Source organism: Pseudomonas sp. KB_15 (assembly GCF_052114525.1).
In the GTDB taxonomy this organism is placed as follows: Bacteria; Pseudomonadota; Gammaproteobacteria; order Pseudomonadales; family Pseudomonadaceae; genus Aquipseudomonas.
Genome location: NZ_JBFREX010000003.1, coordinates 406594 through 432996 on the forward strand (window position 1 = coordinate 406594; position 26403 = coordinate 432996).

Sequence of the window (26403 nt, forward strand, 5' to 3'; positions counted from 1 at the left end):
CGAAGCCCTCCGTTCAGAACCACGAACTGGCGTTTGATCAAAAATCAGATAGCAAAAAGCCGGGTTTCCCCGGCTCTCTTTGCCCGTTCGACTTACTTGCGCTTCATCGACAGGAAGAACTCATCGTTGGTCTTGGTCGTTTTCAGCTTGTCGACCAGGAACTCGATGGCAGCGACTTCATCCATCGGGTGCAGCAGCTTGCGCAGAATCCACATGCGCTGCAGCTCGTCGTCGGCGGTCAGCAACTCTTCGCGGCGGGTGCCGGAACGGTTGATGTTGATGGCCGGGAAGACGCGCTTTTCAGCGATACGGCGATCCAGCGGCAGTTCCATGTTGCCGGTGCCTTTGAATTCCTCGTAGATCACTTCGTCCATCTTCGAGCCGGTTTCAACCAGCGCGGTGGCGATGATGGTCAGCGAGCCGCCTTCTTCGATGTTCCGCGCGGCGCCGAAGAAACGCTTCGGTTTCTCCAGGGCGTGGGCATCGACACCACCGGTCAATACCTTGCCGGAGCTCGGGATCACGGTGTTGTAGGCACGGGCCAGACGGGTGATGGAGTCGAGCAGGATCACCACGTCCTTCTTGTGTTCGACCAGGCGCTTGGCCTTCTCGATCACCATTTCGGCAACCTGCACGTGGCGGGTTGGCGGTTCGTCGAACGTCGAGGCAACCACTTCGCCGCGCACGGTGCGCTGCATTTCGGTTACTTCTTCCGGACGTTCGTCGATCAGCAGCACGATCAGATGAACTTCAGGGTTGTTTCGCGCGATGTTCGCGGCAATGTTCTGCAGCATGATCGTCTTGCCCGCTTTCGGCGGTGCAACGATCAGACCGCGCTGGCCTTTGCCGATCGGGGCGCACAGGTCGATGACACGACCGGTCAGGTCTTCGGTGGAACCGTTGCCGGCTTCCATCTTCATGCGCACGGTCGGGAACAGCGGGGTCAGGTTCTCGAAGAGAATCTTGTTTTTCGCGTTTTCCGGACGGTCGAAGTTGATCGTGTCGACCTTGAGCAGTGCGAAATATCGCTCGCCTTCCTTTGGAGGGCGGATCTTGCCAACGATGGTGTCACCGGTGCGCAAGTTGAAACGACGGATCTGGCTCGGCGAGACGTAGATATCGTCCGGGCCTGCGAGATAGGAAGCGTCAGCGGAGCGCAGGAAGCCGAAGCCGTCCTGGAGAATCTCCAGCACGCCATCACCGGAGATTTCCTCACCGCTTTTCGCGTGCTTCTTGAGCAGGGAGAAAATCACGTCCTGCTTGCGCGAACGGGCCATATTTTCTATGCCCATCTGTTCGGCCAATTCGAGCAGTTCGGTAATCGGCTTTTGCTTGAGTTCAGTCAGATTCATATAGGAATGACGTAATCATTTATGGAGGGGGGAAATTAAGCTTTTGGCTTAATGAGGCCGCGCCGCTGAGAAGGCGACAGGATCGCGTACTTATTCGAAAAGGAGTGCGTCGGCGACGGCTAGCAGGGGGCAATGGAGAAACCAGTGCGGGGCCGAATGTACCACCTGAGTTTAGGAGCGTCTAGCCCTGAATACGCAAAAAGCCCCGCTATTTGCGAGGCTTTTTCAAGACACTTTGCAGCGACGCTTAGATGTTGGCGTCGAGGAAAGCAGCCAGTTGCGACTTCGACAGCGCGCCGACCTTGGTCGCTTCAACGTTGCCGTTCTTGAACAGCATCAAAGTCGGGATACCACGCACGCCGTGCTTGGCCGGGGTTTCCTGGTTTTCGTCGATGTTCAGCTTGGCAACGGTCAGCTTGCCTTTGTAAGTCTCGGCAATTTCGTCCAGAACCGGAGCGATCATTTTGCAAGGGCCGCACCATTCAGCCCAGTAGTCGACCAATACAGCGCCTTCGGCCTTGAGTACGTCGGCCTCGAAGCTAGCGTCGCTAACGTGTTTGATAAGATCGCTGCTCATGGAATTCTCCAGGTTGTAAGCAAAAAAACGTGGCCCATCATAGCTGCCCTTCCCTCGTTCAGGAAGGTGCAGATGATTGAGTCTCGCTATGGTGATTCATGAGTTTGGGTATAGCTCACGTCATGAAGTGACGGGAACCACGAACGCGATTCCGGTGCGCAACGCCGCATTGCGTACGTGCTCTTGCATGGCCTTTTGCGCGGCGCCAGCTGCCCCCCGCGCCAGCGCCCGGAGGATTTTGCGGTGTTCCTGCCAGGTTTCCATGGCCCGCTCGGCCCGGATGAACGGTAACTTCTGGCTCTCAAGAAAGATATCGGCGCTGGCGGTGAGGATGCTCAACATCGCCTGATTGCCACAGGCAAGCAGGATGCGCCGATGAAACTCGAAATCCAGCCGCGACGCTGCGTCGAAATCGCCGGCACGCAAGTGCTCACGCATGGCGGCGACGTTTTCCTCCAGCGCATCGAGGTCGGCGCTGCCCAGATTCACCGCCGCCGCCCCCGCCGCAAAGCCCTCCAGCGCATAGCGCAACTGGAAGATGTCCAGCGGCGAAGCCTGCGCCGCGAACGGCCAGTTCAGCGGCGCATCGCCTCGCGGCAGTTCCACCGGCGCCTGCACGAACACGCCTTTGCCCGGCTGGATGCTGATGACGCCCAGCGCACTCAGGGACGACAACGCCTCGCGCAAGGAAGCCCGGCTGACCCCCAATTGCACTGCCAGGTCCCGTTGCGAGGGCAAGGCATCCCCCGGCCCGAAGCCCTGTTCGGTAATCAGTTTGCGGATGGCTTGCAGCGCCACTTCAGGTACCGCGCGGGAGATCGAGTTCATGGTTTTCCAGACGAACCAGGCCAATGTGCGCTCAGTTGTAAAGCTATTCGCGACGCCCGGCAAGTCGTGCCCCATGGGGGTTCGGTGATTTACCTGGCTGCGCTATCGGGGTGCGAATTGCAACCTGACTGTTCAGACCAGTAAGACCGTTCGACACCAGCAAAACCGCGCTCTGGCGCCCCCATAACCCTAAGTTGGCATGGCCCATGCTCAGTCGATCCGCAGAAATCACTTCTTGCCGATTCGGAGATTTGCCATGACCCAGCGTTACCGCGCCCTCCTCGCTGCACTGTTTGCCAGTCTGATGCTGAGCCAGGCACCCGCCTACGCTGACGGCCTGGAGGATGTGGTCAAGCGCGGCGTCCTCAAGGTGGCCGTACCCCAGGACTTCCCGCCCTTCGGCTCGGTCGGCCCGGACATGAAACCCCGCGGCCTCGATATCGACACCGCCAAACTGCTGGCTGACCAGCTCAAGGTCAAACTCGAACTGACGCCGGTCAACAGCACCAACCGCATCCCGTTCCTCACCACCGGCAAGGTCGACCTGGTGATCTCCAGCCTCGGCAAGAACCCGGAGCGCGAAAAAGTCATCGACTTCTCCCGCGCCTACGCGCCGTTCTACCTCGCCGTGTTCGGTCCGCCAGACGCCGACATCAAAGGTCTGGACGGTCTCAAGGGCAAAACCATCAGCGTCACCCGCGGCGCCATCGAAGACATCGAGCTGACCAAGGTCGCCCCTGAAGACGTGACCATCAAGCGTTTCGAAGACAACAACTCGACCATCGCCGCGTACCTGGCCGGGCAAGTCGACCTGATCGCCAGCGGCAACGTGGTGATGGTCGCCATCAGCGAGAAGAACCCGAAACGCGTACCGGCGCTGAAAGTGAAGCTCAAGGATTCGCCGGTCTACGTCGGCGTTAACAAGAACGAGCCGGCGCTGCTGGACAAGGTCAACCAGATCCTCGTGACCGCCAAGAGCGACGGTGCGCTGGAAAAGAACGCCCTGACCTGGTTGAAAGAACCGTTGCCGGCCGATCTCTGATACGGCGCGCTGGAGACGTTTTATGGCTTATCAGTTCGATTTCCTGCCCGTGGTGAACAACACCGATCTGTTGCTGCGCGGTGCGTTGTTCACCCTTGAGCTGACCGCCATCGGCGCTGTGCTCGGCGTGGGGCTGGGCATCGTCGGGGCGCTGGTGCGGGCGTGGAACATCCGGCCTTTCGCGGGGATTTTCGCGGTTTATGTCGAGTTGATCCGCAACACACCATTCCTGGTGCAGTTGTTTTTCATCTTCTTCGGTTTGCCGTCTCTGGGCGTGCAGATTTCCGAATGGCAGGCGGCGGTGCTGGCGATGGTCATCAACCTCGGCGCCTATTCCACCGAGATCATCCGCGCCGGCATCCAGGCGATCCCCCGGGGTCAACTGGAAGCCGCGGCGGCACTGGCGATGACGCGCCTCGAAGCATTCCGCCATGTGGTGCTGCTGCCGGCACTGGGCAAAGTCTGGCCGGCCCTGAGCAGCCAGATCATCATCGTCATGCTCGGTTCAGCGGTGTGTTCGCAGATCGCCACCGAGGAGCTGAGCTTCGCCGCCAACTTCATTCAATCGCGTAACTTCCGCGCCTTTGAAACCTACGCCCTGACCACGCTGCTGTATCTGTGCATGGCACTGCTGATCCGTCAGTTACTGAACTGGATCGGCCACCGTTTCATTGCAAGGAGCAGCCGATGAGCGACTTCACCTTCTGGGACATCGTGCGCAACCTGCTCACGGGCCTGCAATGGACGCTGGCGCTGTCGCTGGTGGCGTTCGTTGGCGGCGGACTGATTGGCTTGCTGATCATGGTCATGCGCATCTCGGATAAATCCCTGCCGCGCAGTTTCGCCCGTACCTACATCGAACTGTTTCAGGGCACGCCACTATTGATGCAGCTGTTCCTGGTGTTTTTCGGCGTGGCGCTGGCCGGGATAGAGATTTCGCCGTGGATGGCGGCGGCGATTGCACTGACGTTGTTCACCAGTGCGTATCTGGCGGAGATCTGGCGCGGTTGCGTCGATTCGATTCCCAGCGGCCAGTGGGAGGCCTCATCGAGCCTGGCGTTGAGCCCGCTGGAACAGTTGCGCCATGTGATCCTGCCACAGGCATTGCGCATCGCCGTGGCGCCGACTGTGGGCTTCTCGGTGCAAGTGGTCAAAGGCACCGCCGTCACCTCGATCATCGGCTTCACCGAGCTGACCAAGACCGGCGGCATGCTCGCCAACGCCACCTTCGAACCTTTCATGGTCTACGGCCTCGTCGCCCTCGGCTACTTCCTGCTCTGCTACCCCTTGTCGCTCAGTGCGCGATACCTGGAAAGGAGACTGCATGCCTCTGCTTAGAATTTCCGCCCTGCATAAATACTACGGCGATCACCATGTGCTCAAAGGCATCGACCTGAGCATCGAGGAAGGCCAGGTGGTGGCGATCATCGGTCGCAGCGGCTCGGGCAAGTCCACCCTGCTGCGCACGCTCAACGGCCTGGAGTCGATCAACGACGGCGTGATCGAAGTCGACGGCGAGTACCTCGACGCCGCCCGCGCCGATCTGCGCAGCCTGCGGCAGAAAGTCGGGATGGTGTTCCAGCAGTTCAATCTGTTCCCGCACCTGACCGTCGGCGAGAACGTCATGCTCGCGCCGCAAGTGGTGCAGAAAGTACCGAAAGCCAAGGCCACCGAACTGGCGCGGCAGATGCTGGAGAGGGTCGGGCTGGGGGAAAAGTTCGATGCCTTCCCTGATCGGCTGTCCGGCGGGCAGCAACAGCGGGTAGCGATTGCCCGGGCACTGGCGATGTCGCCAAAGGTTTTGCTATGCGACGAAATCACCTCGGCGCTGGACCCGGAACTGGTCAACGAAGTGCTGAGCGTGGTCCGGCAACTGGCCAGGGAAGGCATGACGCTGATCATGGTCACCCACGAAATGCGCTTCGCCCGGGAGGTTGGGGACAAACTGGTGTTCATGCACCAGGGCAAGGTGCATGAAACAGGCGATCCGAAGGTGTTGTTCGCCAATCCGCAGACGGCGGAGCTGGCGAATTTCATCGGCACGGTCGAAGCGGCGGGCTGAAGATCTGCGGTGCTATTGACGCCGTCTTCGCGGGCAAGCCCGCTCCCACAGGGTCCTCTGCTGGAATACGATTGCGTATTCGCTGCAAAAACCTGTGGGAGCGGGCTTGCCCGCGAAGAGGCCAGTGGCCGCACCACTAGAGCCCCATGGTGAAAGATCGCAGCCTTCGGCAGCTCCTACGCGTTGGCGGCAGCCTTTGATCGTGGCACGATGTCGAGGTTATCGACCGAGATCCCCTGACCATGCCGCAATCCCAAGCCAAGAATCTGTCCCTGATCGCCGCAATCGACCTGGGCTCCAACAGCTTTCACATGGTCGTGGCCAAGGCCCAGAACGGCGAAATCCGTATTCTCGAGCGTCTCGGGGAGAAGGTTCAGCTGGCCGCGGGCATCGACGAAGAGCGCCACCTCAGCGAAGAATCCATGCAGCGCGGGCTCGATTGCCTCAAGCGCTTCGCCCAGCTGATCAGCGGTATGCCCACCGGCGCCGTGCGCATCGTCGGCACCAACGCCCTGCGCGAAGCCCGCAACCGTGCCGAATTCATCATCCGCGCCGAAGAAATCCTCGGCCATCCGGTTGAAGTCATCTCCGGCCGTGAAGAAGCACGCCTGATCTACCTCGGCGTGTCCCACACCCTCGCCGACACCCCGGGCAAACGCCTGGTGGCCGACATTGGCGGTGGCAGTACCGAGTTCATCATCGGCCAGCGCTTCGAACCGTTGCTGCGCGAAAGCCTGCAAATGGGCTGCGTCAGCTACACCCAGCGTTATTTCAAGGACGGCAAGATCACCCCGGCCCGTTACGCCCAGGCGTACACCGCGGCGCGGCTGGAGATCATGAGCATCGAGCACGCCCTGCACCGCCTGACCTGGGATGAAGCCATCGGCTCCTCGGGTACCATCCGTGCCATCGGCCTGGCGCTGAAGGCCGGCGGTCAAGGCTCGGGCGAGGTCAATGCCGAGGGGCTGGCCTGGCTCAAGCGCAAACTGATCAAGATGGGTGACGTCGAGAAAATCGATTTCGAAGGTATCAAGCCGGATCGCCGGGCGATTTTCCCGGCCGGCCTGGCGATTCTCGAAGCGATCTTCGACTCCCTCGAACTGCAACGCATGGATCACTGCGAAGGCGCCCTGCGCGAAGGCGTGCTCTATGACTTGCTGGGCCGCCATCATCACGAAGACGTGCGTGAACGCACCCTCACTTCGCTGATGGGGCGCTACCACGTCGATCAGGAGCAGGCGGTACGGGTCGAGCGCAAGGCGCTGCATGCGTTCGATCAGGTGGCCGAGGACTGGGATCTGGAAGACGGCGTCTGGCGCGAACTGCTCGGCTGGGCGGCCAAGGTCCATGAAGTGGGCCTGGACATCGCTCACTACCAGTACCACAAGCACGGTGCCTACCTGATCGAGCACTCGGACCTCGCCGGGTTCTCCCGCGAAGACCAGTTGATGCTCGCGCTTCTGGTACGCGGCCACCGACGCAACATTCCCAAGGACAAGTTCGCCGAGTTCGGCGAGGACGGCACCAAGCTGATTCGCCTGTGCGTGTTGCTGCGCTTCGCGATCCTGTTCCACCACATTCGCGGTACCCAGCAAATGCCACAGGTGGAACTGAACGCCTATGGCAACAGCCTGGAAGTGGTGTTCCCGGAAAACTGGCTGGACGAAAACCAGCTGACCCAGGCCGACTTCGCCATCGAAGCGGAGTGGCTGACCCGGGTCGATGTCGTACTGAGCGTGCGCTGAAATTGAAAAAGGCCTTCTTCGGAAGGCCTTTTTTTATCTACGATACAGCAGTCGATGTTACCCCCTGTGGGAGCGAGCTTGCTCGCGATGACGGCGTGTCAGGCAACGAAGTGTCGATTGACGGTCCGCTATCGCGAGCAAGCTCGCTCCCACAGGTTGCCGGCGTTAACGAACCGCCAGGATCGGACTGCCCAAACGTTCCAGCAATGTCGCCTGGGCGCTACGCGGATTCTGGTTACCGGTCGGCGTGTTACGGATGTAACGGCCGTCCGACTGCAGGCTCCAGCTGTGGGTGTTATCGGTCAGATACAGCTCCAGCTCTTTCTTGACCCGCATGATCAGCTTCTTGCCTTCCACCGGGAAGCAGGTCTCGACGCGCTTGTCGAGGTTGCGTTCCATCCAGTCGGCACTGGAGAGGAACATCTGCTCATCGCCACCGTTGAGGAAGTAGAAGACCCGGGTGTGCTCCAGGAAGCGGCCGATGATCGAACGCACGTGGATGTTATGCGAGACCCCGGCAATGCCAGGCCGCAGGCAGCACATGCCACGCACCACCAGATCGATGCGCACACCCGACTGACTGGCCTTGTACAGCGCGCGGATGATCTTCGGATCGGTCAGCGAGTTGAATTTGGCGATGATGTGCGCCGGTTTGCCGTCGAGGGCGAACTGTGTTTCGCGGGCAATCATGTCGAGCATGCCCTTTTTCAGGGTGAACGGCGCGTGCAGCAATTTCTTCATGCGCAACGTCTTACCCATGCCGATCAACTGGCTGAACAGTTTGCCGACGTCTTCGCACAGGGCGTCGTCGGAGGTCAGCAGGCTGTAGTCGGTGTACAGGCGGGCGTTGCCGGCGTGGTAGTTACCGGTGCCCAAGTGCGCGTAACGCACGATCTCGCCGGCCTCGCGGCGCAGGATCAGCATCATCTTGGCGTGGGTCTTGAAGCCGACCACACCGTAGATCACCACCGCACCGGCCGCTTGCAGCCGGCTGGCCAGTTGCAGGTTGGATTCTTCGTCGAACCGCGCACGCAGTTCGATCACCGCCGTGACTTCCTTGCCGTTACGCGCGGCATCCACCAGCGCATCGACGATTTCCGAGTTGGCGCCGGAACGGTACAGGGTCTGGCGCACCGCCAGCACGTGTGGGTCCTTGGCGGCCTGGCGCAGCAGGTCCACCACCGGGGTGAACGACTCGAACGGGTGCAGCAGCAGGATGTCCTGCTTGCTGATCACGCTGAAGATGTTCTCGCTGTTCTGCAGCAGTTTCGGGATCTGCGGGGTGAACGGCAGGTATTGCAGCTCGCGCTGGCTGTCCAGGCCGGTGATGCTGAACAGCCGCGTCAGGTTCACCGGACCGTTGACCTGATACAACTCGCTCTCGCTCAGGTTGAACTGCTTGAGCAGGTAGTCGGACAGGTGTTTCGGGCAGGTGTCGGCCACTTCCAGACGTACTGCGTCACCGTAACGACGGGAGAACAGCTCGCCGCGCAAGGCGCGGGCCAGGTCCTCTACATCTTCGGAGTCCAGCGCCAGGTCGGCGTTACGGGTCAGGCGGAACTGGTAGCAACCCTTGACCTTCATCCCCTGGAACAGGTCATCGGCGTGGGCGTGGATCATCGACGACAGGAATACATAGTTGTCGCCAGCGCCACCGACTTCTTCCGGCACCTTGATGATGCGCGGTAACAGGCGTGGCGCCGGGATGATCGCCAGACCGGAGTCGCGACCGAAGGCGTCGATGCCTTCGAGCTCGACGATGAAGTTCAGGCTCTTGTTCACCAGCAACGGGAACGGGTGCGTCGGGTCGAGGCCGATCGGGGTGATGATCGGCGCGATCTCGTCGCGGAAATAACGACGCACCCAGGTTTTGAGCTTGGTCGTCCAGTAACGGCGACGGATGAAGCGGACCTGATGTTTTTCCAGCTCCGGCAACAGAATGTCGTTGAGGATCGCGTACTGGCGATCGACGTGACCGTGGACCAGTTCGCTGATGCGGGCCAGTGCCTGATGCGGTTGCAGACCATCGGCGCCGGCCTGTTCACGGGCGAAGGTGATCTGCTTCTTGAGGCCGGCGACACGAATTTCGAAGAACTCGTCCAGGTTACTGGAGAAGATCAGCAGAAACTTCAGCCGTTCCAGCAACGGATAGGACTCGTCCAGCGCCTGCTCCAGCACGCGGATGTTGAACTGCAGTTGCGAGAGCTCGCGGTGGATGTACAGGCTGCTGTCATCCAGGCCGGGAATGGCCACCGCCGGCACTGTCGCAGTTGTTTCGACTACCGCCGCGGGCGGAGCTGGCTCCAGCTCCGGCGGGGTCTCGTCGACTTGCTCCACAACAGGTTGAGCGTCTTTTACGGCAACTTCAGTGAGTACTTCGGTATTCATCGAATGTTCCTGGGAGGGCTATTTTTGCTCTCGTAACAATTGAGCGGCACGAACGGCAAAGTACGTCAGGATGCCATCTGCCCCTGCACGTTTGAAAGCGGTCAGCGACTCGAGGATAACCCCTTCGCTCAACCAGCCATTCTGGATCGCCGCCATGTGCATGGCGTATTCGCCGCTGACTTGATAAACAAACGTCGGCACTTTGAATTCTTCTTTTACCCGGCACAGGATGTCCAGGTACGGCATGCCTGGCTTGACCATGACCATGTCTGCACCTTCTGACAAGTCTGCCGCCACTTCGTGCAGGGCTTCATTGCTGTTGGCCGGGTCCATCTGATAGGAGGCCTTGTTGGCCTTGCCCAGGTTCAGCGCCGAACCGACCGCATCGCGGAACGGGCCGTAATAGGCGCTGGCGTACTTGGCCGAGTAGGCCATGATCCGCACGTTGACGTGACCGGCCACTTCGAGGGCTTCGCGGATCGCCTGGATGCGACCGTCCATCATGTCCGATGGCGCCACGACCTGAGCGCCGGCTTCGGCGTGGGACAGGGCTTGCCTGACCAGTGCGTCGACGGTGATGTCGTTCTGCACGTAGCCTTCTTCATCCAGAATGCCGTCCTGGCCGTGGGTGGTGAACGGGTCCAGGGCGACGTCGGTGATCACGCCCAGCTCAGGGAATTGCGCACGCAATGCGCGGGTCGCGCGCTGGGCGATGCCTTCCGGGTTCCACGCTTCGGCGGCATCCAGCGACTTGAGCTCCGCTGGCGTCACCGGGAACAGCGCCAGTGCCGGAATCCCCAATTCGACCCACTTGGCCGCCTCTTCCAGCAACAGATCGATGGTCAGGCGTTCGACGCCCGGCATCGAGGCCACTGCTTCGCGACGGTTTTCACCGTCCAGCACGAACACCGGCAGGATCAGGTCATCGACGGTCAGGACGTTTTCACGGACCAGACGACGCGAGAAGTCGTCACGACGATTACGGCGCAGGCGGGTTGCGGGGAACAAACGGTTGGCGGGGGTAAAGCTCACGGCAGACTCCTGAGCCCGCGCTTACGGGCGAGCGTGACAGTTATAAGCGGCCATTATGACGAACGTGTGACAGTTGTGTGCACCCCTGTGACAGGTAGCCGCATTCCATTGTCGTTGTAGGAAATGTTCACGTCGAGACACATTTGGACACTTTCCTGAATGTGTCCGAAGGGTTAGGCTGCGCGTTCATTTCGCCAGCACCCAGACAATGCTCCAACAATTTCTGCATGACTTCGGCTACTTTGCCCTTTTTCTAGGCACGTTCTTCGAAGGCGAAACCATTCTGGTACTCGCGGGCTTCCTCGCGTTCCGTGGATACATGGACATCAACCTGGTGGTGGTCGTGGCCTTCTTCGGCAGCTATGCCGGCGACCAACTGTGGTATTTCCTGGGGCGCAAACACGGCCGCAAGTTGCTGGCGCGCAAGCCGCGCTGGCAAATGATGGGTGATCGCGCGCTGGAACACATTCGCAAGCATCCGGACATCTGGGTACTGAGCTTCCGCTTCGTCTACGGTTTGCGTACGGTCATGCCGGTAGCCATCGGGCTGTCGGGCTATCCGCCGGGTCGTTACCTGCTGCTCAACGGCATTGGCGCGGCGATCTGGGCTGCCGCACTGGCAGCGGCCGCGTACCATTTCGGCGCAGTACTCGAAGGCATGCTCGGCAGTGTGAAGAAGTACGAACTATGGGTGCTCGGTGCGCTGCTGGTCCTGGGCTTCGTACTGTGGCTGCGCCGGCGCTTCAAGAATGCCCGCCTGGCCAAGCAGGTCTACGCCGACGAGCAAGCCCTGAAAGCTGTGCGGACCAATACCGAAGGCCCTACGACACCAACCGAGTGATGCGGTTTCTGCAGCAATAGAGACCGATGCCGCTCAACAGGCTGTAACTGAGCAGGCCGACCCAGCCCACGGTGCTGGCCGGCCACAGCCCCACCACCGGGGCCAGCCATACCAATGGCAGAGTCAACGCCAGCCGCGCCAGCTCCAGCTTCAACGCCCACGGGCGATTCTCCAGGGCCACGCCCAGCACAAACAGACCGAACGCCACCGCTCCCCAGCCCAATACCAGGGCAGCGACTGGCAGCTTCGGCTCAAGATTCATCAAGTAACTGCCCAGCGCGATATAGACACAGAACTGCAAAAGGACATAGAGCTGCTGACGCCCGTCCAGTGCTACTTCGAATTTACGGAACTGGCTCAGGTCCGGCTTACTCATCGGGTATTTGGCCGCCACGTCCGCCGGGCGCCAGCCGGTGCGCATGAACCAGATCCGCAGCTTGTCCCAGGTGCTTTCCGCACGCCGGGCATCGGCCCACAATTGCGTGTAGAACTGCACGTTCGCCCACACGGGATTCCAGCTCGCCAGCGGCGTGGTCACGCCAAAGATCACCGGTTCGTTGTCGTCTTCTGCCTGGAACGAGCCAAACAGACGATCCCAAATAATGAACACGCCGCCGTAGTTGCGATCCATGTAGAGAGCGTTCTGTGCATGGTGAGCCCGATGATTGGACGGCGTGACAAAGAACCATTCGAACCAGCCAAGCTTGGGAATATGCCGCGTGTGCACCCAGAACTGGGACAGCAGGTTCAGCGCCGCGACGCTGACGAACACCAGCAGCGGCACGCCGAACACTGCCATCGGCAGATAGAAGATCCAGCTCAACAGGAATCCGGTACTGGTCTGGCGCAACGCCGTGGACAGGTTGTAGTCCTCGCTCTGGTGATGCACCGAATGGGCGGCCCAGAGAATGTTGCGCTCATGGCCCAAGCGGTGCAGCCAGTAGTAGCAGAAGTCGTAGAAGACAAAGGCAAACACCCAGGTCCAGACGCTGTCGGCCGACAGCTCGAACAGTGCCAGATGCCTGAGGGCAAACGCATAGGTCACCAGACCCACACCCTTGGTCAACAGACCCGTGGTGGTCGACAGCACGCCGGTGCTGATGCTGTTGATCGCGTCCGCCACCCGATAATTGCTCACCCCACGCCAACGGTCGGCCAGCAACTCGACCGCGATCAGCACAAAGAAAAACGGAACCGCATACAGAATGAGGTCCATGACGCGCCCTGACCGGAATCTTGAGGACAGATGCTATGTGTAACCGTGAATTAACCCTATGGCAACGAGTGACAAATTAGTGGACATTTAACGCCATGAATCTGGAGAAAAGCCCATGAGCAAAAAAGTTGCAGTGATCCTTTCCGGTTGTGGCGTATACGACGGCGCCGAGCTCCACGAGAGTGTTATCACCCTGCTGCGCCTGGACCAGCGCGGTGCCCAGGTACAGTGTTTCGCACCGAACATCGCGCAGTTGCATGTGATCAACCACCTGACCGGCGAAGAAATGCCCGAGTCGCGCAACGTGCTGGTGGAATCGGCGCGGATTGCCCGGGGCAACATCAAGGATATCCGTGACGCGAACGTCGATGAGTTCGATGCGCTGATCGTGCCCGGCGGCTTCGGCTCGGCCAAGAACCTGTCCAGCTTCGCCATCGAAGGCGCCGGCTGCACCGTTCAACCGGATGTCCTGGCACTGACCGAAGCCTTTGCCGAGGCCGGCAAACCGGTGGGATTGATGTGCATTTCCCCTGCCCTGGCGGCAAAAATCTACGGCCCGGGCGTGACCTGCACCATTGGCAACGACACCGACACCGCTGCCGCGATGAACAAGATGGGCGCAACCCATACCGATTGCGCGGTCAGTGACATCGTCGAAGACAAGGCACGCAAACTGGTGAGCACCCCGGCTTACATGCTGGCGCAATCGATCAGCGAAGCGGCGTCGGGGATCAACAAGCTGGTAGACCGGGTGCTTGAACTGACCCACGAAAACGATGCCTGACACTGTTCAAACATGTGGGAGCGAGCTTGCTCGCGATAGCGGTCTGGCAAGCGACATCAATGTTGAAGTTGCTGACCCCATCGCGAGCAAGCTCGCTCCCACAGGGTTCGTCGCAAGACTTAAGACTTGCGCGAAAGCCGAGTCAAAATCCGGTCCAGCGCATTGGCAAACGCCTGCTTTTCACGGTCGCCGAACGGCGCTGGCCCCCCGCCCGTTTGCCCCTGTTCGCGCAAATCGGTGAACAGGTTGCGCACGGCCAGTCGCTCCCCCATGTTCTGCGCATCAAACTCCTTGCCTCGTGGATCGAGCGCTGCCACGCCCTTCTTCACCAGACGGTCGGCCAATGGCACATCGCTGCAAATCACCAGTTCACCAGGCACCGCGTGTTCCACCAGATAATCGTCCGCTGCATCCGGGCCGCTTGGCACCACGATCAGCTTGACCAGCGCCAGACCGGGCTTGATCTGCGGCTGCCCGGCTACCAGCACCACTTCGAACTGGCGCTTGAGGGCGAACTTCACCACCAGGTCCTTGGCTGCCCGCGGACAGGCGTCGGCATCGATCCACACACGCATTGGTTTTTCCTCTGTTGAAAAGCATCGCGGGCAAGCCACGCTCCCACAGGTTAACGCTAAACCTGAGGGAGCGTGGCTTGCCCGCGAAAGTGAGCGAAGCGAATGCCGTTTAAGAAACCTGCACGCGCTGCTTCTCAGCCACCCGGCTGCGGCCATACAACACGATGATCGCTGCAATCGCCACGGCCTGCGCACTCAGCGAATACGCATCGGCATGGATCCCCAGCCATTCAAAGTCAAAGAACGGCACCGGTCGCGTACCGAAGATCCCGGCTTCCTGCAGCGCTTTCACGCCATGCCCGGCAAACACCACCGACAAGGCGCACAAAAGACCGGCGTTGATGCTGAAGAACAGCGCCAGCGGCAACTTCGCCGAACCGCGCAAAATCACCCAGGCCAGACCAGTCAGCATCACCACAGCGGTCGCACCACCGGCCAGCACCGCGTTGTGCCCCGCGGGACCGGCCTGCAGCCACAGGGCTTCGTAGAACAGAATCACTTCGAACAATTCGCGATACACCGAGAAAAACGCCAGGGTCGCGAAGCCCAAGCGCCCGCCGCCGCCCACCAGGCTGGTCTTGATGTAATCCTGCCAGGCCGCCGCGTGACGACGGTCATGCATCCACACGCCCAGCCACAGCACCATGACGCTGGCAAACAACGCCGTCGCGCCTTCCAGCAATTCGCGCTGCGAACCGCTGACATCGATCACATAGGCTGCCAGCGCCCAGGTACCCAGCCCCGCCACAAACGCCAGGCCCCAGCCGACGTTAACGCTGCGCACCGCCGACTGTTGACCTGTGTTACGCAGGAAAGCCAGGATTGCCGCCAGCACCAGAATCGCTTCAAGACCTTCGCGCAGCAGAATCAGCAAGCCGGAAATGTAACTCAACGACCAACTCAAACCGTCGTTGCCCAGCAGACCGGCCGACGCCTTCAACCTGGCCTTGGCCGCGTCCAGGCGCTGTTCGACGTCGTTCACCGGCAGGCCGTCCTGCAACGACTGACGGTAGGCCATCAGGGATTTTTCAGTGTCTTTACGCACGTTGGCGTCAATGTTATCCAGCGAACTTTCAACCAGCTCGAAACCTTCCAGATACGCTGCTACCGATAAGTCATAAGCCTGATCATGCTCACCGGCACGATACGCCGCGATGCTCTTGTCCAGAGTGGCCGCGGTGTAGTCGAGCAATTGTGCCGGGCCACGCTTGACCTGCGGCGGTTGCGCCCGTTGGGCACGGAACGTCGCAGCGGCCTGCGAGCCTTCAGCGGACTGTACTTCGGCCGGAGTCTGACGGGCCAGGTCGGCGATGTTGTAGGTTTTGTCAGCATTGGCTGTCGCCAGGTCGACACTGAAGCTGGCGATATAGGTGGCCAGGTCCCAACGCTGACGATCATCCAGTTGATCGGCAAAGGCTGGCATATCCGTCCCTTCGACACCCAGGCCCAAGGTGCTGTAGATCGCGTAGAGGCTCAGGCGATCCAGCCGAGTGGTATCGCGCAGGTTGGACGGCGGTGGCGTCATGCCGACACCTGCCGGGCCGTCGCCAGCCCCCGTGTCGCCATGGCAAACCGAGCAATGCTGGGCGTACAGTGGCGCCCCACGCGACGGGTCCGGCGTAATGACCGGGGCCTGGCTGACTTCATAGGCCACGGCCAGCTTCGCACCCAGTTGCCGGGTCTGGCGAGTGACCTCGGCACCGTCCTGACGGGTGCCGATGGAGGTTCCCAGCGAGGTCAGGCTTTGCTCCAGCGCAGCTTTTTCCGGTTTGGCCGGCATGGCTGCAATCAGACTTCCCAGCGTCTTGACCGACTCTTGCTGCGCGCGAAATCCGGCCTGATCCGTGATGCTGCCCGCCTGCACCGTGTCCGGGTAATCCGCGCCGATGTAATCGAGCAAGTGCAGCGCCTGCGGCGCACCTTCTGCGGAGGCGGCCAGCAGTTGAAAGCTGCACGCCGCGAACAGCGGCAGCAACAGCCAGGCCAGGAAACGGGTGGGGGCAATCATGAATGAATCTCAATTTGAAAAACGAAGTTACATATTGTTAACGCCCAACGGATTTCGCTCAAGCCTTGTTGGGCCTCCCTGCGAAATCGCGGGCTCTCCAAGGTACTGATTCGTCAATGAAAAAGGCGACCACATGGGTCGCCTTTTGGGGTTTCTGTCGGTTTAGACTGCGGCTCTGCGCAGCGTCGCCATGAACGCTGCCGCCCCGATGAACAGCCCGGCAAAGGTCCGGTTCATGCGTTTTTGCTGTTTCGGTGTACGCAGCAGACGCAGCACTTTTGACGCCAAACCGGTGTAGCCGGCCATGACGATCAGGTCGACGCAGACCATGGTCACGCCGATCACCAGATACTGAATCAGCAGTGGAGCATGGGGGTCGATGAACTGCGGCAACACCGCCAGCATGAACACCAGCGCCTTGGGGTTGCTGATGTTCACCAGGAAACCACGGAACACCAGGGCCATCGGCTTGCCGATCTGGCGCACTGCCGCGTCATCGCTCATATCGCTGGGCAGCGCACGCCATTGCTTGATCGCGAGGTAGACCAGATACGCCACGCCAAACCATTTGATTGCATAGAAGGCTGTGGCCGAAGCCGTGAGAATGGCGCCGACACCGGCACCAACGATGGCGATCTGCAAAGCCAGGCCCAATTGCAGGCCCAGGGCATTCCAGTAGCCGCGCCAGAAGCCGTATTGCAGGCCGCTGGACATCGACGCAATGGCGCCGGCACCGGGGGACAGGCTGATTACCCAGCAGGCGGCAAAAAACGCCAGCCATGTTTGAAGCTCCATTGCACACCTCGACTCAGACTCGTGACAGACGTCTAAGCTAATGCGGCTTTGATTGGATGACTATCGATTTTTTGCAGGACATGGTGACGGCCGACCAGCGTTCAGGGCTTGAGGGCCTCATCGCGAGCAAGCTCGCTCCCACATCAGACCGATGTCGCTAATAAGAACGCGATCACCTGTGGGAGCGGGCTTGCTCCGGGCGGCGATCCGACGAAAGCAATCTATCAGGCAGCAGAAGGTTTACTTTTCAAACCCGCTGGAAGGAAACACATCCGTCCCGCGCCAGCGCCGCACCGAACGCTGGAAGAACAAACTGTTGGGCACCTGCACCATGGCGCTGCCCGTGCCGAGCTCTTCAGCCTCGATCAGCGTGGTGTAAAGAAGATTGATCGCCACCACCCGGCCTTTGACGCCGGGTTTGTCGGTGGTGTCCACCAACTCGACCACGTCACCTATGCGAAACGGGCCGACGGTAAAGATCAGGATCGCGCACAGCAGGTTCGACAGCACGCTCCACATGGCGAAAAACGCCACCGCCGCCACCGCGACGAAACCGGACAACGCGGTCCAGAGCACCGTGGCCGATACACCAAGTCGCTCCAGGACGAAAATCAGCGCGCTGCCCATGATCAACCAGCGCAAACCGCCCCGCAGCGGCATCAACAACTGCGGCGGGAACGGGTAACGCTCACCGAGACGGGTCAGACATTTCGCGACGAAGCGCTGGGCGAAGTACCCGGCCAGCAGGATCAGCAGGATTTGCACGCCGAGCCAGATCGGCTCGACCCACACCGCCGGCAACGGCAGTTTGAAGGCGTCCATCAGGACAGCGCCTCCAGCTCCGCCTGCATGCCTTCCAGCAATTCCAGAGCCTCCATCCACGCGTCTTCCAGCTCCGCCTCACGCACCTTCAGCCTGGCCTGTTCGGCCAGCAGATCGCGCAATTCGTTCTTGCGCGCCGGCTCGTAGATATCGCTGTCGCCGAGGCTGGTATCGACCTTCGCCAGCTTTTCGTGCAGCTTGCCGAGTTCGGCTTCAAGCTTGTCAGCTTCGCGCTTGTGCGGTGCCAGTTGCTGGCGCAACGCAGCAGCGGCCTGACGCTGGGCTTTCTTGTCGGTCTTGTCCGGGTTGACCGGCGTGTTGCTGACCGGGGCGTTACGCTGGCGATACTCCACCAGCCAGCGGGTGTAGTCCTCCAGGTCGCCGTCGAACTCCTCGACCTTGCCGTCTGCCACCAGATAGAAATTGTCGGTGGTGCTTTTGAGCAAATGCCGGTCGTGGGAGACCACCAGTACCGCACCACTGAATTCCTGCAGGGCCATGGTCAGCGCCAGGCGCATTTCCAGGTCCAGGTGGTTGGTCGGTTCGTCGAGCAGCAACAGGTTCGGTCGATCCCAGGCGATCAACGCCAACGCCAGGCGCGCTTTTTCGCCACCGGAGAAATTCAGCACCGGCTCGTCGATTCGCGCACCACGGAAGTCGAAACCGCCGAGGAAGTCACGCAGGGTCTGCTCGCGCTCGGTCGGCGCCAGGCGCTGCAAGTGCAGCAACGGGCTGGCCTTGGAATCCAGAGAGTCGAGCTGATGCTGGGCGAAGTAACCGACCACGGTGTTCTCGCCACGGGTCAAGCGGCCGGCCAATGGCGAGAGCTCACCGGCAAGGTTCTTGATCAGGGTCGATTTACCGGCGCCGTTAGGGCCGAGCAGACCGATTCGCGCTCCCGGGGTCAGTTGCAGCTTGACCTTCTCCAGCACGGCTTTGTCGCCGTAACCCAGACGGGCATCGGACAGGTCAATCAGCGGGCTGGAAATTTTCTGCGATTCACGGAAGACAAAATCGAACGGCGAATCAACGTGGGCAGCGGTCAACTCTTCCATCCGCTCCAGTGCCTTGATCCGGCTCTGGGCCTGACGGGCCTTGGTGGCCTGGGCCTTGAAGCGGGCGATGTAGCTTTCCATGTGCGCACGTTGCACCTGCTGCTTCTCGTACGCCTGCTGTTGCTGGGCCAGACGTTCGGCACGGGCGCGCTCGAAGGCGCTGTAGCCACCGCGGTACAGGGTGATCTTGCGCTGATCGACGTGGGCCACGTGGTCGACCACGGCATCGAGGAAGTCCCGGTCGTGGGAGATCAGCATCAAGGTGCCCGGATAGCTCTTGAGCCACTCTTCGAGCCAGATGATGGCGTCGAGGTCCAGGTGGTTGGTCGGTTCATCGAGCAGCAACAGGTCCGAAGGGCACATCAGCGCCTGCGCCAGGTTCAGACGCATCCGCCAGCCACCGGAGAAATCCCCTACCGGGCGATCCATCTGCTCGTTTGTGAAGCCAAGGCCTGCCAGCAACTTGCGGGCGCGGGCGTCAGCGGTGTAACCGTCGGCACTGTCAAGTTCCGAGTGCAGGCGGGCCTGTGCGGCGCCGTCATGGGCCGCTTCGGCTGCCGCCAGGTCGCGTTGCACCTGGCGCAGGCGAAGGTCGCCATCGAGCACGTAGTCGACCGCCAGGCGTTCGAGGGTATCGACCTCCTGGCGCATATGGGCGATACGCCAGTCGGCCGGCAGGAAGCAATCACCCGAGTCCGGGTGCAGCTCGCCCCGAAGCAAGGCGAACAGGCTCGATTTGCCGGCGCCGTTGGCACCGATGAGGCCGGCTTTCTGGCCGGCGTGCAGGGTCAGCTCGGCGTCTTCTAGCAGACGTTGCGGGCCACGCTGTAAAGTCAGGTTCTGAAGTCGAATCATAATGGCGGCGGAGTCTACCAGCTTCGCTCGCAACTGGCGCGAGTAGCACTATGTCCTCTGACCTGTGGAGCTTTTCCCTGACCACTTACGCCCGTCCGGGTGTTGAGCAGGCATGCCTGCAATTGCAGTCGGCGGGAGTCAATGTGTGTCTGCTGCTGTGTGGTGCGTGGTTGGGGCAACGAGGTGTGGCCTGCGATGAGCAACGCTTGCAGCAGCTTCGTAGTGTGGCCGTCTCGTGGGACACCGATGTCGTGCAGCCGTTGCGCACCTTGCGCACGCAATGGAAAGCTGCGGCCACGCAAGACGCCGGGTTGCATACCCTGCGCGAACAAGTGAAGGCACTGGAGCTGGAAGCCGAAAGGCATCTGTTGTTGCGGCTGGAGAGAGCGGCGCGGAGTTGGCCGCAAGGTGCCGAGACCGAACTATCGGCCTGGCTGGAAGGTGCGACGGCGGGTGCCGCCCACCTGCACCGCGACGCGCTGCATCAGCTGCGCGTCGCGGTAACCGGCACTTAGGAAGCGCTGGTCGGGGTGGAGATTGCTGCGCTCGGAACGGCGGCCGGCGTTGGTGCTGGCGTAGCTGTCGAGGTGGTAGCTGCCGGAGTGGATGTTGCGGCTGGAGCCGGGGAGGCTGGCTTGGCAACAGGCGCGGTCGCTGGCTTGGCGGCAACCGGTTTTTTCACTGCAGGTTTGGCCGCTGGTTTTGCAGCGGGTTTGGCTGCACTGGCAGTGGCCGGTTTGGCGGCTGGTTTTGCTGGCGCTTTCGCCGCGGGTTTTGCCGCTGGCTTGGCAGCAGGTTTCGCCGCGACAGGTTTGGCCGCCGGCTTGGCAGCTGGTTTCGCCGCTGCAGTTTTGGCTGCTGGTTTGGCAGCAGGTCTAGCGGCAGGCTTGGCAGCGGCGGTTCGCGCCGCGACAGGTTTGGCCGCCGGCTTGGCAGCAGGTTTCGCCGCTGCGGTTTTGGCTGCTGGTTTGGCAGCAGGTCTAGCGGCTGGTTTAGCGGCCGGCTTGGCAGCAGCGGTTCGCGCCGCGGCAGGTTTGGCGGCCGCTGTTCTTGCAGCAGGTTTGGCTGCTGGAGTTTTAGCAGCAGGTTTTGCAGCGCTGGCTGCAACAGGTTTTTTCGCTGCCGGTTTAGCGGCAGGCTTGGCTGCGGCTTTCACCGGTGCTTTGGCAACCGGTTTGGCGGCAGGCTTGGCCGGTGCTTTTGCAGCAGCCGGTTTGGCAGCGGCTTTCTTCGCAGGTGCCGCAGCAGGTTTGGCCGCACGCAGGGACAACACCTTGCCGACAGCCTCTTGTACACGACCGACGCCCTGGGCCAGTTTCAGGCTTTCCTGAGCATCGCGCTTGAGTTGCAGAATGTAGCCGCGGGTTTCCGATTGACGATCCTTGAGGGCATCGAGCAGCTCCTCAAGATCGGCCACTACGTCCTTGGCCTTGGCTTGCGCCTTGGCTTTTCCGGCCGCCGCAGCGTCCTGCAATTTGGTGCGGGACTTGTGCAGTTTTTCTTGCGCTTTTCCGCGCTGCTTTTCCAGCTTGGCGAGCAGTTTTTCAGCATCAGCCAAGGCTTCGGAACAAGCGGTTTCCAGATGCTCGAGCAGGCTGCCCGAGAGTTGTTGGAGCAGATGCAATGGAGTGTTTACTGGCTTCTTGGTGGCCGACATGGTTTACCTCCTGGCTGAAGTGAGTGCGGCTCATACTAGACCTCTGCTGCAACCGCCGCTAGGGCATGTTGACACTATCGAAAGCGCCGCGTTGCAAAGGATTGAAAAACTTCTGCATCGGCGCAAAAGCAGTTCACCGTTGTGCGCATTCTCACTGGCATAATCGCCCGCAATTCAGGCCGGAGAGTGACCATGTCGCGCTACCTTTTTTTATCGCTGTGCGTGTTTTTTTCGGTGGCCCAGGCCGCCGAAACAACACAGGAAAATGAAGCCCACGATCTGGCTTACAGTCTGGGTGCAAGTCTTGGCGAACGCTTGCGCCAGGAGGTTCCCGATCTGCAACTTCAAGCGCTGGTCGAAGGCTTGCAGCAGGCTTACCAAGGCAAACCTCTGGCACTGAAGGACGAGCAGATCGAACAGATTCTGACCGAGCACGAAGCCCGGGTTGCCGTGCAATCGGCCCAACCTCATAGCGAAGCGGCACTGGAAAAAGAACAGCGTTTTCTTGCCGAAGAAAAAGCCAAACCCGGCGTGCGTGAATTGGCAGATGGCGTGCTGCTCACCGAATTGATTCCGGGCAATGGTCCCAAGGCCGGACCGAACGGCAAGGTGCAGGTGCTGTACATCGGTCGCTTGCCCGACGGCACGGTGTTCGATCAGAACAGCCAGCCACAATGGTTCAGCCTCGACAGCGTGATCGCCGGATGGCGCAGTGCATTGCAAAACATGCCGGCAGGGGCGAAATGGCGACTGGTGATTCCATCGGCCCAGGCCTATGGCGCCGATGGTGCCGGTGACGTGATCGCACCGTTCACTCCACTGGTGTTCGAAGTTGAATTGCGTGGTGCAACCAGCTGACGACGGAAACGAAAAACGGCGTGCCTTGGCACGCCGTTTCAGGGTCTTGCGGGAAGCGAATCATGCCTGAACCGGATCGGCTTCCTTGTGAGCGGTGTGCAGCACTTCGATCAGGCAATCTTCCAGCTCGAAGCGCTCGTGCAACAGGCCACCCAGTTCCTTGAACTTCTCCGCAACGCATTTGCCTTCGTCGCAAAGGTCATTGAACGCAAGCAGCTTTTCAGTGATGACATCGATGCGCGGGTAGATAGTCTCGGCGAGCTCCAGACCACGCTTGTCGTTGAAGGCCTTGGCCTCCCCCGTCAGTTGCTCGTAGATCTCGAAATGCCCGGCCGATACATAATCGACCAGCACGCCGCAGAACTCCTGCAAAGGCTTGCGATTCGTGGACAGAGTCTCTGGATCGGCACCGAGCTTGTCGTATGCATCGATCAGCTCTTTGCGCTCCTGCAACCAGCGATCGATCAGCAGGTGCACTCCGCCCCAGCGTTCCTGAGCATTCTGACAACTTTCGAGCATGGTGATCTCTCTTCCCTTGTGGGTCAGCTGCTCTATGCCCGCTCGCCTCTTGTAACGTCGGTGGGCGGTCAGGCAGAGCGTCATCGAGCAACATAATTCCAATGACACGTGCGGGCCAGATTATGCCCGCACGACACTGGCTTCAAGGTACGCAGGCGATAAAGTTCATACAAGTGTTTAATCGCCCGCAAAGGCCCGGTGCGACGACTCGCCGCTGAGTGGTCGCTGATAGCTGGTCCAGACCAGTCGCAACGACTGGTAAACGGCCAGAATCATCATCGCGACGAAGAACAGCAGGCTCCACTCGGTGAGACTCAGATCGAACAGCGTCCAGGAAATTTCCACACAACCGGCAGCTCCCTTGAACATTTGCTGTACGACGGATAGCCACGGAGAACTGGCCAACAGTTCCGCCAGATGGGTCGAGCACGCCGCTGCCTGTTCCGCCGGAAGGCTTTGCAGCAGGACCTGTCGCCACGCCGAGACAGTACCGGCCAGGCTGCAACAAAGACTGAGCAACCAATACAGAACGTTTCCGATGCGACCGGGGCCATGGACTGAAGCCATCAGGCAGACACCGGTAAGGAGCGCCAGGCAAAATCGCTGCACAAGACACAAGCCGCAAGGCCGCAGGCCGACTGCATATTCCAGGTAGTAGGAAACGCCCATCGCCAGGGCACCCGCAATGAAAGCCATGAAAAACAAGGAGCGTGAGCAGGCCAAAGACATGGCTTTTCCGTAAAAGTAGTGACAGACCGTTACGGTAGAGGAAAGCGCGACGGCCTTTCAAGGCAACTGCCCACAGAGACTTCAGCACAGGTGTAGGGAAATCCCGACGCAGGCGAGAGGATAAAATGCAGTCCCCTGTAGGACTTTGCCTGCGACGAAATTTTGCGACTGAACTTCAACTTATCATCGCGCTGCGGCGAGGGCGATTGCTCCCTCGCTGCAGGTCATCGCTCAGACGCCGGAGCCTGGCGCCAGCGAATGGGTCAAGCGCGGACTGGCACTGGCAGAGGGGCCGCGAGCAAGCGTTTATCCAACAACCCCAGGCCTTCCTGAAACAACTGGTTGCTGCGCTCGGTATCGCCCATTTGCGCCAGCAAGCGTGCCAGCTCCGCACAGGCTTCCGGATTGCGTTGCACGCGCAGGCTGCTTTCCAGATAGTCCCGGGCCTTGCCCCACAAACTGTTTTGCAGGCAAAGACGACCCAGTGTCAGCAGCAGACCCGGATCGGCCGGATGGTCCTTGAGCCAGCCTTCGGCGGCCTGTAACTGGCGGGCCGGATCCTTGCCGCGAACCAGTCCGTAGAGACGTGCCAGATGACTGTCGTAGCTGCGCTTGAGAGCGGTACGCAGCACTTCTTCGGCCTCGACCTGAGCCCCTAATTGCCGTAATTGTTCGGCATATGCGAGCACCAGTTGCGGCTCCTGACGCTGTGCCGAGGTCAGTTGCTGCCAGGCACGTTCAAGCGATTGCTGCCCCACCGTTCCGTCTTCCTCCCGTTGCGCCGCCAGAGACAGGTTCGCCCCCCAGGCCCGACGCTCCAGCTCGGAGAGCTCGGCCGCCGGCAGGATTTTGTCCTTGCGCAACTCCGGCAGCAGGCGAATCACTGCCGACCAGTCACCACGCTGCTGAAGCAGGCGCTGCAACTGACGCAAGGTCTGTGCGTTATGAGGATGGCGTTCATGCATGGCTTGCAGAGTGGCGAGGGCGCCTTCGGTATCACCGCGGTCGGTCTGCAACTGAGCGTGGCTCAAGGCGATCGCCAACTCGGCCTGGGGCTGACGCTCCAGTGCGCGCTCCAACAAGTTGTCGCTTTCTTCGTAATTGCCTTGTTCGTTCGCCGCACGGGCCGCTCCGAGGTAGTAAAGCAGCGGTTGGCGCTCGGCTTCGGCAGCCCGATGCAAGTGACGTTGCGCACTGGCCCAGCGACCCTCGGCGAGGTCCAGTTGACCGTGCTCGATCGCCACCTGCACCCGACGGCTGCGGTTACGCCGCGACCACGGATTAACCACGCCACTGGAAGCCATCACCAGTTCGACCAGCGACTTGATGCCCCAGATCACCAGCCAGAGCACAGCCACCAAAGCCAGGGTCGCCCACAGGCTCGACTCATAGCGGAAGGTCTTGTAGGCAATCAGCACGTAACCGGAATGTTCGGCAATCGCCAGTCCCAATGCAGCGGCCGCGGCGATAACGAGGAACACGATCACATAGAGGCGTTTCATGGCGTGCCCTCCGGCGCGGTGTTCGCGGCAGGCCTGGCCAGTGGCTTGACCGAATCCTCGGCGTTGACGTTGCGCCGCTCCAGATACCCCTGCACCGCGCTCAGGGTGCCGGTCATATCCGGCGTGACTACGGTGACGGGTTGCTTGCTCAACTCGGCCACCTGTTCAAGCATGATTTTGCTTTGTGCGTTGTCCGGGTTGAAATTGCCCTTGAGGATGTCCCGCGCTTCATCCAGCACTTGGGAGTAAACCGCAGCCTGGCCATTGAGTGCGGCCCACTGTGCTTGCTCCAGTGCCAGGCTCAGGGCCAGGCGTACCTGGCTCAGGCTCTGGCCGGCCAGCAATGGGCGAACGTTTTTGTCGGCATTGAAATCGATACGGATGTAGCGCGAAATCTGATCCCACCATTGCGCCCAGCGACTGGCACCGTCGCCATCGGCAGTCAGGCCCAGCAACGAATCGCCACGGTCCTTGTACTCAGGGGCCAGCTCTGTGAGGCTGGCCACCTGCTCGCGCAACGCGCCCAGACGCAGAAACAGCCCGGTGCGATCGGGCTGTTCGGTGCTGCGCAAGGCGATCAGTGTCTTGGCTACCTGCTCGCGAGCGGCAAAGGAGCCCGGGTCGTTCTGCTCGCGCAGTATCTCGTCGGCGCCCTGTACCAGTGCCTGGGCGCTGCTGATGTCCTGCAAGGCGGACAGTCGCAGGCTGGCCAGACGCAGCAGGTGCTCGGCCTCGGCCAGACGCCAGTCCTTGCGACTGGCGCCGAGTACGGTTTCCAGCCGCTGGTTCAGCCTCTGCTGATCTCCTTGCAGCTGAATCACCAGACGGCTGCGTGCTTCCAGTTCATCGGCGGGAGGCAATTGCGCCAGGCGTGCGCTGAGGCGCTCCTCATTGAGCTTGAGGTTTTGCGCCTGGTCATTCAACGCTTGTACCTGGCTCAGTTGCTGCTGACTATTGGCTTGCAGGTGACGCACCTGCCAGACACCCCAACCGCCCACCGCGACACCGGCCGCACCCAGCAGCAGCGCGATGATTGCCAGACCATTGCCCCGACGCTGCTCGGCAGCAGCTGGCGGCGGCGGCATTTCATCAACAGGTGCATCAACAGGTGCATCAAGCACCGGTCGCGAGTCATCTTTAGGCAAGGCTGTTTCGCTCACG

At 60.8% G+C, this 26403-nt stretch carries 25 protein-coding genes; 9 read left to right on the forward strand and 16 right to left on the reverse strand.

Annotated elements, in window-relative coordinates:
• Nucleotides 1-92 precede the first annotated feature (92 nt).
• The 3 genes from rho to AB4Z35_RS06070 form a co-directional block, all read right to left on the reverse strand.
• Nucleotides 93-1352 (reverse strand): transcription termination factor Rho, encoded by a 1260-nt coding sequence (rho, locus tag AB4Z35_RS06060; protein ID WP_003206716.1) that lies wholly within the window; start codon nt 1350-1352, stop codon nt 93-95.
• 247 nt (nt 1353-1599) lie between these two features.
• Nucleotides 1600-1929, reverse strand: a complete 330-nt coding sequence (gene trxA, locus AB4Z35_RS06065; RefSeq protein ID WP_003206727.1) for a thioredoxin TrxA — start codon at nt 1927-1929, stop codon at nt 1600-1602.
• 120 nt (nt 1930-2049) lie between these two features.
• Complete coding sequence (locus AB4Z35_RS06070) at nt 2050-2757, reverse strand: FadR/GntR family transcriptional regulator (RefSeq protein ID WP_442096344.1); 708 nt, start codon at nt 2755-2757, stop codon at nt 2050-2052.
• A gap of 256 nt (nt 2758-3013) precedes the next feature.
• On the opposite strand from AB4Z35_RS06070, the gene AB4Z35_RS06075 reads away from it, so the two are divergent.
• From AB4Z35_RS06075 to ppx, 5 genes are all read left to right on the forward strand, one after another.
• Nucleotides 3014-3799, forward strand: coding sequence for a transporter substrate-binding domain-containing protein (locus AB4Z35_RS06075; protein WP_442096345.1), 786 nt, complete (start codon nt 3014-3016; stop codon nt 3797-3799).
• A gap of 22 nt (nt 3800-3821) precedes the next feature.
• Nucleotides 3822-4490 carry an amino acid ABC transporter permease gene (locus AB4Z35_RS06080; protein ID WP_007998942.1) on the forward strand — a complete coding sequence of 223 codons (669 nt, stop codon included), beginning with the start codon at nt 3822-3824 and terminating at the stop codon, nt 4488-4490.
• The gene (locus AB4Z35_RS06085) at nt 4487-5137 is read left to right on the forward strand and encodes an amino acid ABC transporter permease (protein ID WP_108229731.1); all 651 of its coding nucleotides are present in this window, start codon (nt 4487-4489) and stop codon (nt 5135-5137) included. Before AB4Z35_RS06080 ends, AB4Z35_RS06085 begins: the two co-directional genes overlap by 4 nt.
• The gene (locus tag AB4Z35_RS06090; RefSeq protein ID WP_442096346.1) at nt 5124-5861 is read left to right on the forward strand and encodes an amino acid ABC transporter ATP-binding protein; all 738 of its coding nucleotides are present in this window, start codon (nt 5124-5126) and stop codon (nt 5859-5861) included. The genes AB4Z35_RS06085 and AB4Z35_RS06090 overlap by 14 nt, the downstream gene beginning before the upstream one ends.
• 242 nt (nt 5862-6103) lie before the next feature.
• Nucleotides 6104-7606 carry an exopolyphosphatase gene (gene ppx / locus AB4Z35_RS06095; RefSeq protein WP_442096347.1) on the forward strand — a complete coding sequence of 501 codons (1503 nt, stop codon included), beginning with the start codon at nt 6104-6106 and terminating at the stop codon, nt 7604-7606.
• A 165-nt stretch (nt 7607-7771) separates the two neighbouring features.
• Here the strand turns inward: ppx and ppk1 are convergent, their stop codons facing one another.
• Both ppk1 and hemB read right to left on the reverse strand, forming a co-directional pair.
• Nucleotides 7772-9994: a polyphosphate kinase 1 gene (gene ppk1, locus AB4Z35_RS06100; protein ID WP_007998951.1), complete on the reverse strand. Its 2223-nt coding sequence runs from the start codon at nt 9992-9994 to the stop codon at nt 7772-7774.
• A gap of 18 nt (nt 9995-10012) precedes the next feature.
• On the reverse strand, nt 10013-11026 hold the full coding sequence (gene hemB / locus AB4Z35_RS06105; RefSeq protein WP_008015467.1) for a porphobilinogen synthase: 1014 nt from the start codon (nt 11024-11026) through the stop codon (nt 10013-10015).
• A gap of 208 nt (nt 11027-11234) precedes the next feature.
• Here hemB and AB4Z35_RS06110 point away from each other — a divergent pair, with 208 nt between their 5' ends.
• On the forward strand, nt 11235-11867 hold the full coding sequence (locus AB4Z35_RS06110; protein WP_007998955.1) for a DedA family protein: 633 nt from the start codon (nt 11235-11237) through the stop codon (nt 11865-11867).
• On the opposite strand, the gene AB4Z35_RS06115 is transcribed toward AB4Z35_RS06110, so the two are convergent.
• The gene (locus AB4Z35_RS06115; protein WP_442096348.1) at nt 11848-13083 is read right to left on the reverse strand and encodes a sterol desaturase family protein; all 1236 of its coding nucleotides are present in this window, start codon (nt 13081-13083) and stop codon (nt 11848-11850) included. The genes AB4Z35_RS06110 and AB4Z35_RS06115 overlap by 20 nt on opposite strands.
• A gap of 115 nt (nt 13084-13198) precedes the next feature.
• Between AB4Z35_RS06115 and elbB the strand changes: the two genes are divergently transcribed.
• Nucleotides 13199-13867: an isoprenoid biosynthesis glyoxalase ElbB gene (elbB, locus tag AB4Z35_RS06120; RefSeq protein ID WP_008048662.1), complete on the forward strand. Its 669-nt coding sequence runs from the start codon at nt 13199-13201 to the stop codon at nt 13865-13867.
• Between the two features lie 119 nt (nt 13868-13986).
• On the opposite strand, the gene AB4Z35_RS06125 is transcribed toward elbB, so the two are convergent.
• The 5 genes from AB4Z35_RS06125 to AB4Z35_RS06145 all read right to left on the reverse strand — a co-directional run bounded on the left by AB4Z35_RS06125 (nt 13987) and on the right by AB4Z35_RS06145 (nt 19977).
• Nucleotides 13987-14442 (reverse strand): YaiI/YqxD family protein, encoded by a 456-nt coding sequence (locus AB4Z35_RS06125; RefSeq protein WP_442096349.1) that lies wholly within the window; start codon nt 14440-14442, stop codon nt 13987-13989.
• A gap of 109 nt (nt 14443-14551) precedes the next feature.
• The gene (locus AB4Z35_RS06130; RefSeq protein WP_442096350.1) at nt 14552-16450 is read right to left on the reverse strand and encodes an FTR1 family protein; all 1899 of its coding nucleotides are present in this window, start codon (nt 16448-16450) and stop codon (nt 14552-14554) included.
• 162 nt (nt 16451-16612) lie between these two features.
• Nucleotides 16613-17245, reverse strand: coding sequence for a homoserine/homoserine lactone efflux protein (gene rhtB, locus AB4Z35_RS06135; RefSeq protein ID WP_007998964.1), 633 nt, complete (start codon nt 17243-17245; stop codon nt 16613-16615).
• A gap of 240 nt (nt 17246-17485) precedes the next feature.
• Nucleotides 17486-18067 (reverse strand): mechanosensitive ion channel family protein, encoded by a 582-nt coding sequence (locus AB4Z35_RS06140; protein WP_108217187.1) that lies wholly within the window; start codon nt 18065-18067, stop codon nt 17486-17488.
• Complete coding sequence (locus tag AB4Z35_RS06145) at nt 18067-19977, reverse strand: ATP-binding cassette domain-containing protein (RefSeq protein WP_442096351.1); 1911 nt, start codon at nt 19975-19977, stop codon at nt 18067-18069. Before AB4Z35_RS06145 ends, AB4Z35_RS06140 begins: the two co-directional genes overlap by 1 nt.
• A 50-nt stretch (nt 19978-20027) precedes the next feature.
• Here AB4Z35_RS06145 and AB4Z35_RS06150 point away from each other — a divergent pair, with 50 nt between their 5' ends.
• Nucleotides 20028-20492, forward strand: coding sequence for a TIGR02444 family protein (locus tag AB4Z35_RS06150; protein WP_442096352.1), 465 nt, complete (start codon nt 20028-20030; stop codon nt 20490-20492).
• On the opposite strand, the gene AB4Z35_RS06155 is transcribed toward AB4Z35_RS06150, so the two are convergent.
• Nucleotides 20489-21634 (reverse strand): AlgP family protein, encoded by a 1146-nt coding sequence (locus AB4Z35_RS06155; protein ID WP_442096353.1) that lies wholly within the window; start codon nt 21632-21634, stop codon nt 20489-20491. The genes AB4Z35_RS06150 and AB4Z35_RS06155 overlap by 4 nt on opposite strands.
• Nucleotides 21635-21826: 192 nt before the next feature.
• Here AB4Z35_RS06155 and AB4Z35_RS06160 point away from each other — a divergent pair, with 192 nt between their 5' ends.
• Nucleotides 21827-22492: an FKBP-type peptidyl-prolyl cis-trans isomerase gene (locus tag AB4Z35_RS06160; protein WP_442096354.1), complete on the forward strand. Its 666-nt coding sequence runs from the start codon at nt 21827-21829 to the stop codon at nt 22490-22492.
• A 60-nt stretch (nt 22493-22552) separates the two neighbouring features.
• Here AB4Z35_RS06160 and AB4Z35_RS06165 read toward each other — a convergent pair whose 3' ends face one another.
• From AB4Z35_RS06165 to AB4Z35_RS06180, 4 genes are all read right to left on the reverse strand, one after another.
• Nucleotides 22553-23011 (reverse strand): Rsd/AlgQ family anti-sigma factor, encoded by a 459-nt coding sequence (locus tag AB4Z35_RS06165; RefSeq protein ID WP_033052184.1) that lies wholly within the window; start codon nt 23009-23011, stop codon nt 22553-22555.
• A gap of 177 nt (nt 23012-23188) precedes the next feature.
• Nucleotides 23189-23740 (reverse strand): disulfide bond formation protein B, encoded by a 552-nt coding sequence (locus tag AB4Z35_RS06170; protein ID WP_442096355.1) that lies wholly within the window; start codon nt 23738-23740, stop codon nt 23189-23191.
• A 263-nt stretch (nt 23741-24003) separates the two neighbouring features.
• Nucleotides 24004-25242: a heme biosynthesis protein HemY gene (locus AB4Z35_RS06175; protein WP_442096356.1), complete on the reverse strand. Its 1239-nt coding sequence runs from the start codon at nt 25240-25242 to the stop codon at nt 24004-24006.
• Nucleotides 25239-26402, reverse strand: a complete 1164-nt coding sequence (locus tag AB4Z35_RS06180) for a uroporphyrinogen-III C-methyltransferase (RefSeq protein WP_442096357.1) — start codon at nt 26400-26402, stop codon at nt 25239-25241. Before AB4Z35_RS06180 ends, AB4Z35_RS06175 begins: the two co-directional genes overlap by 4 nt.
• Nucleotide 26403 lies beyond the last annotated feature (1 nt).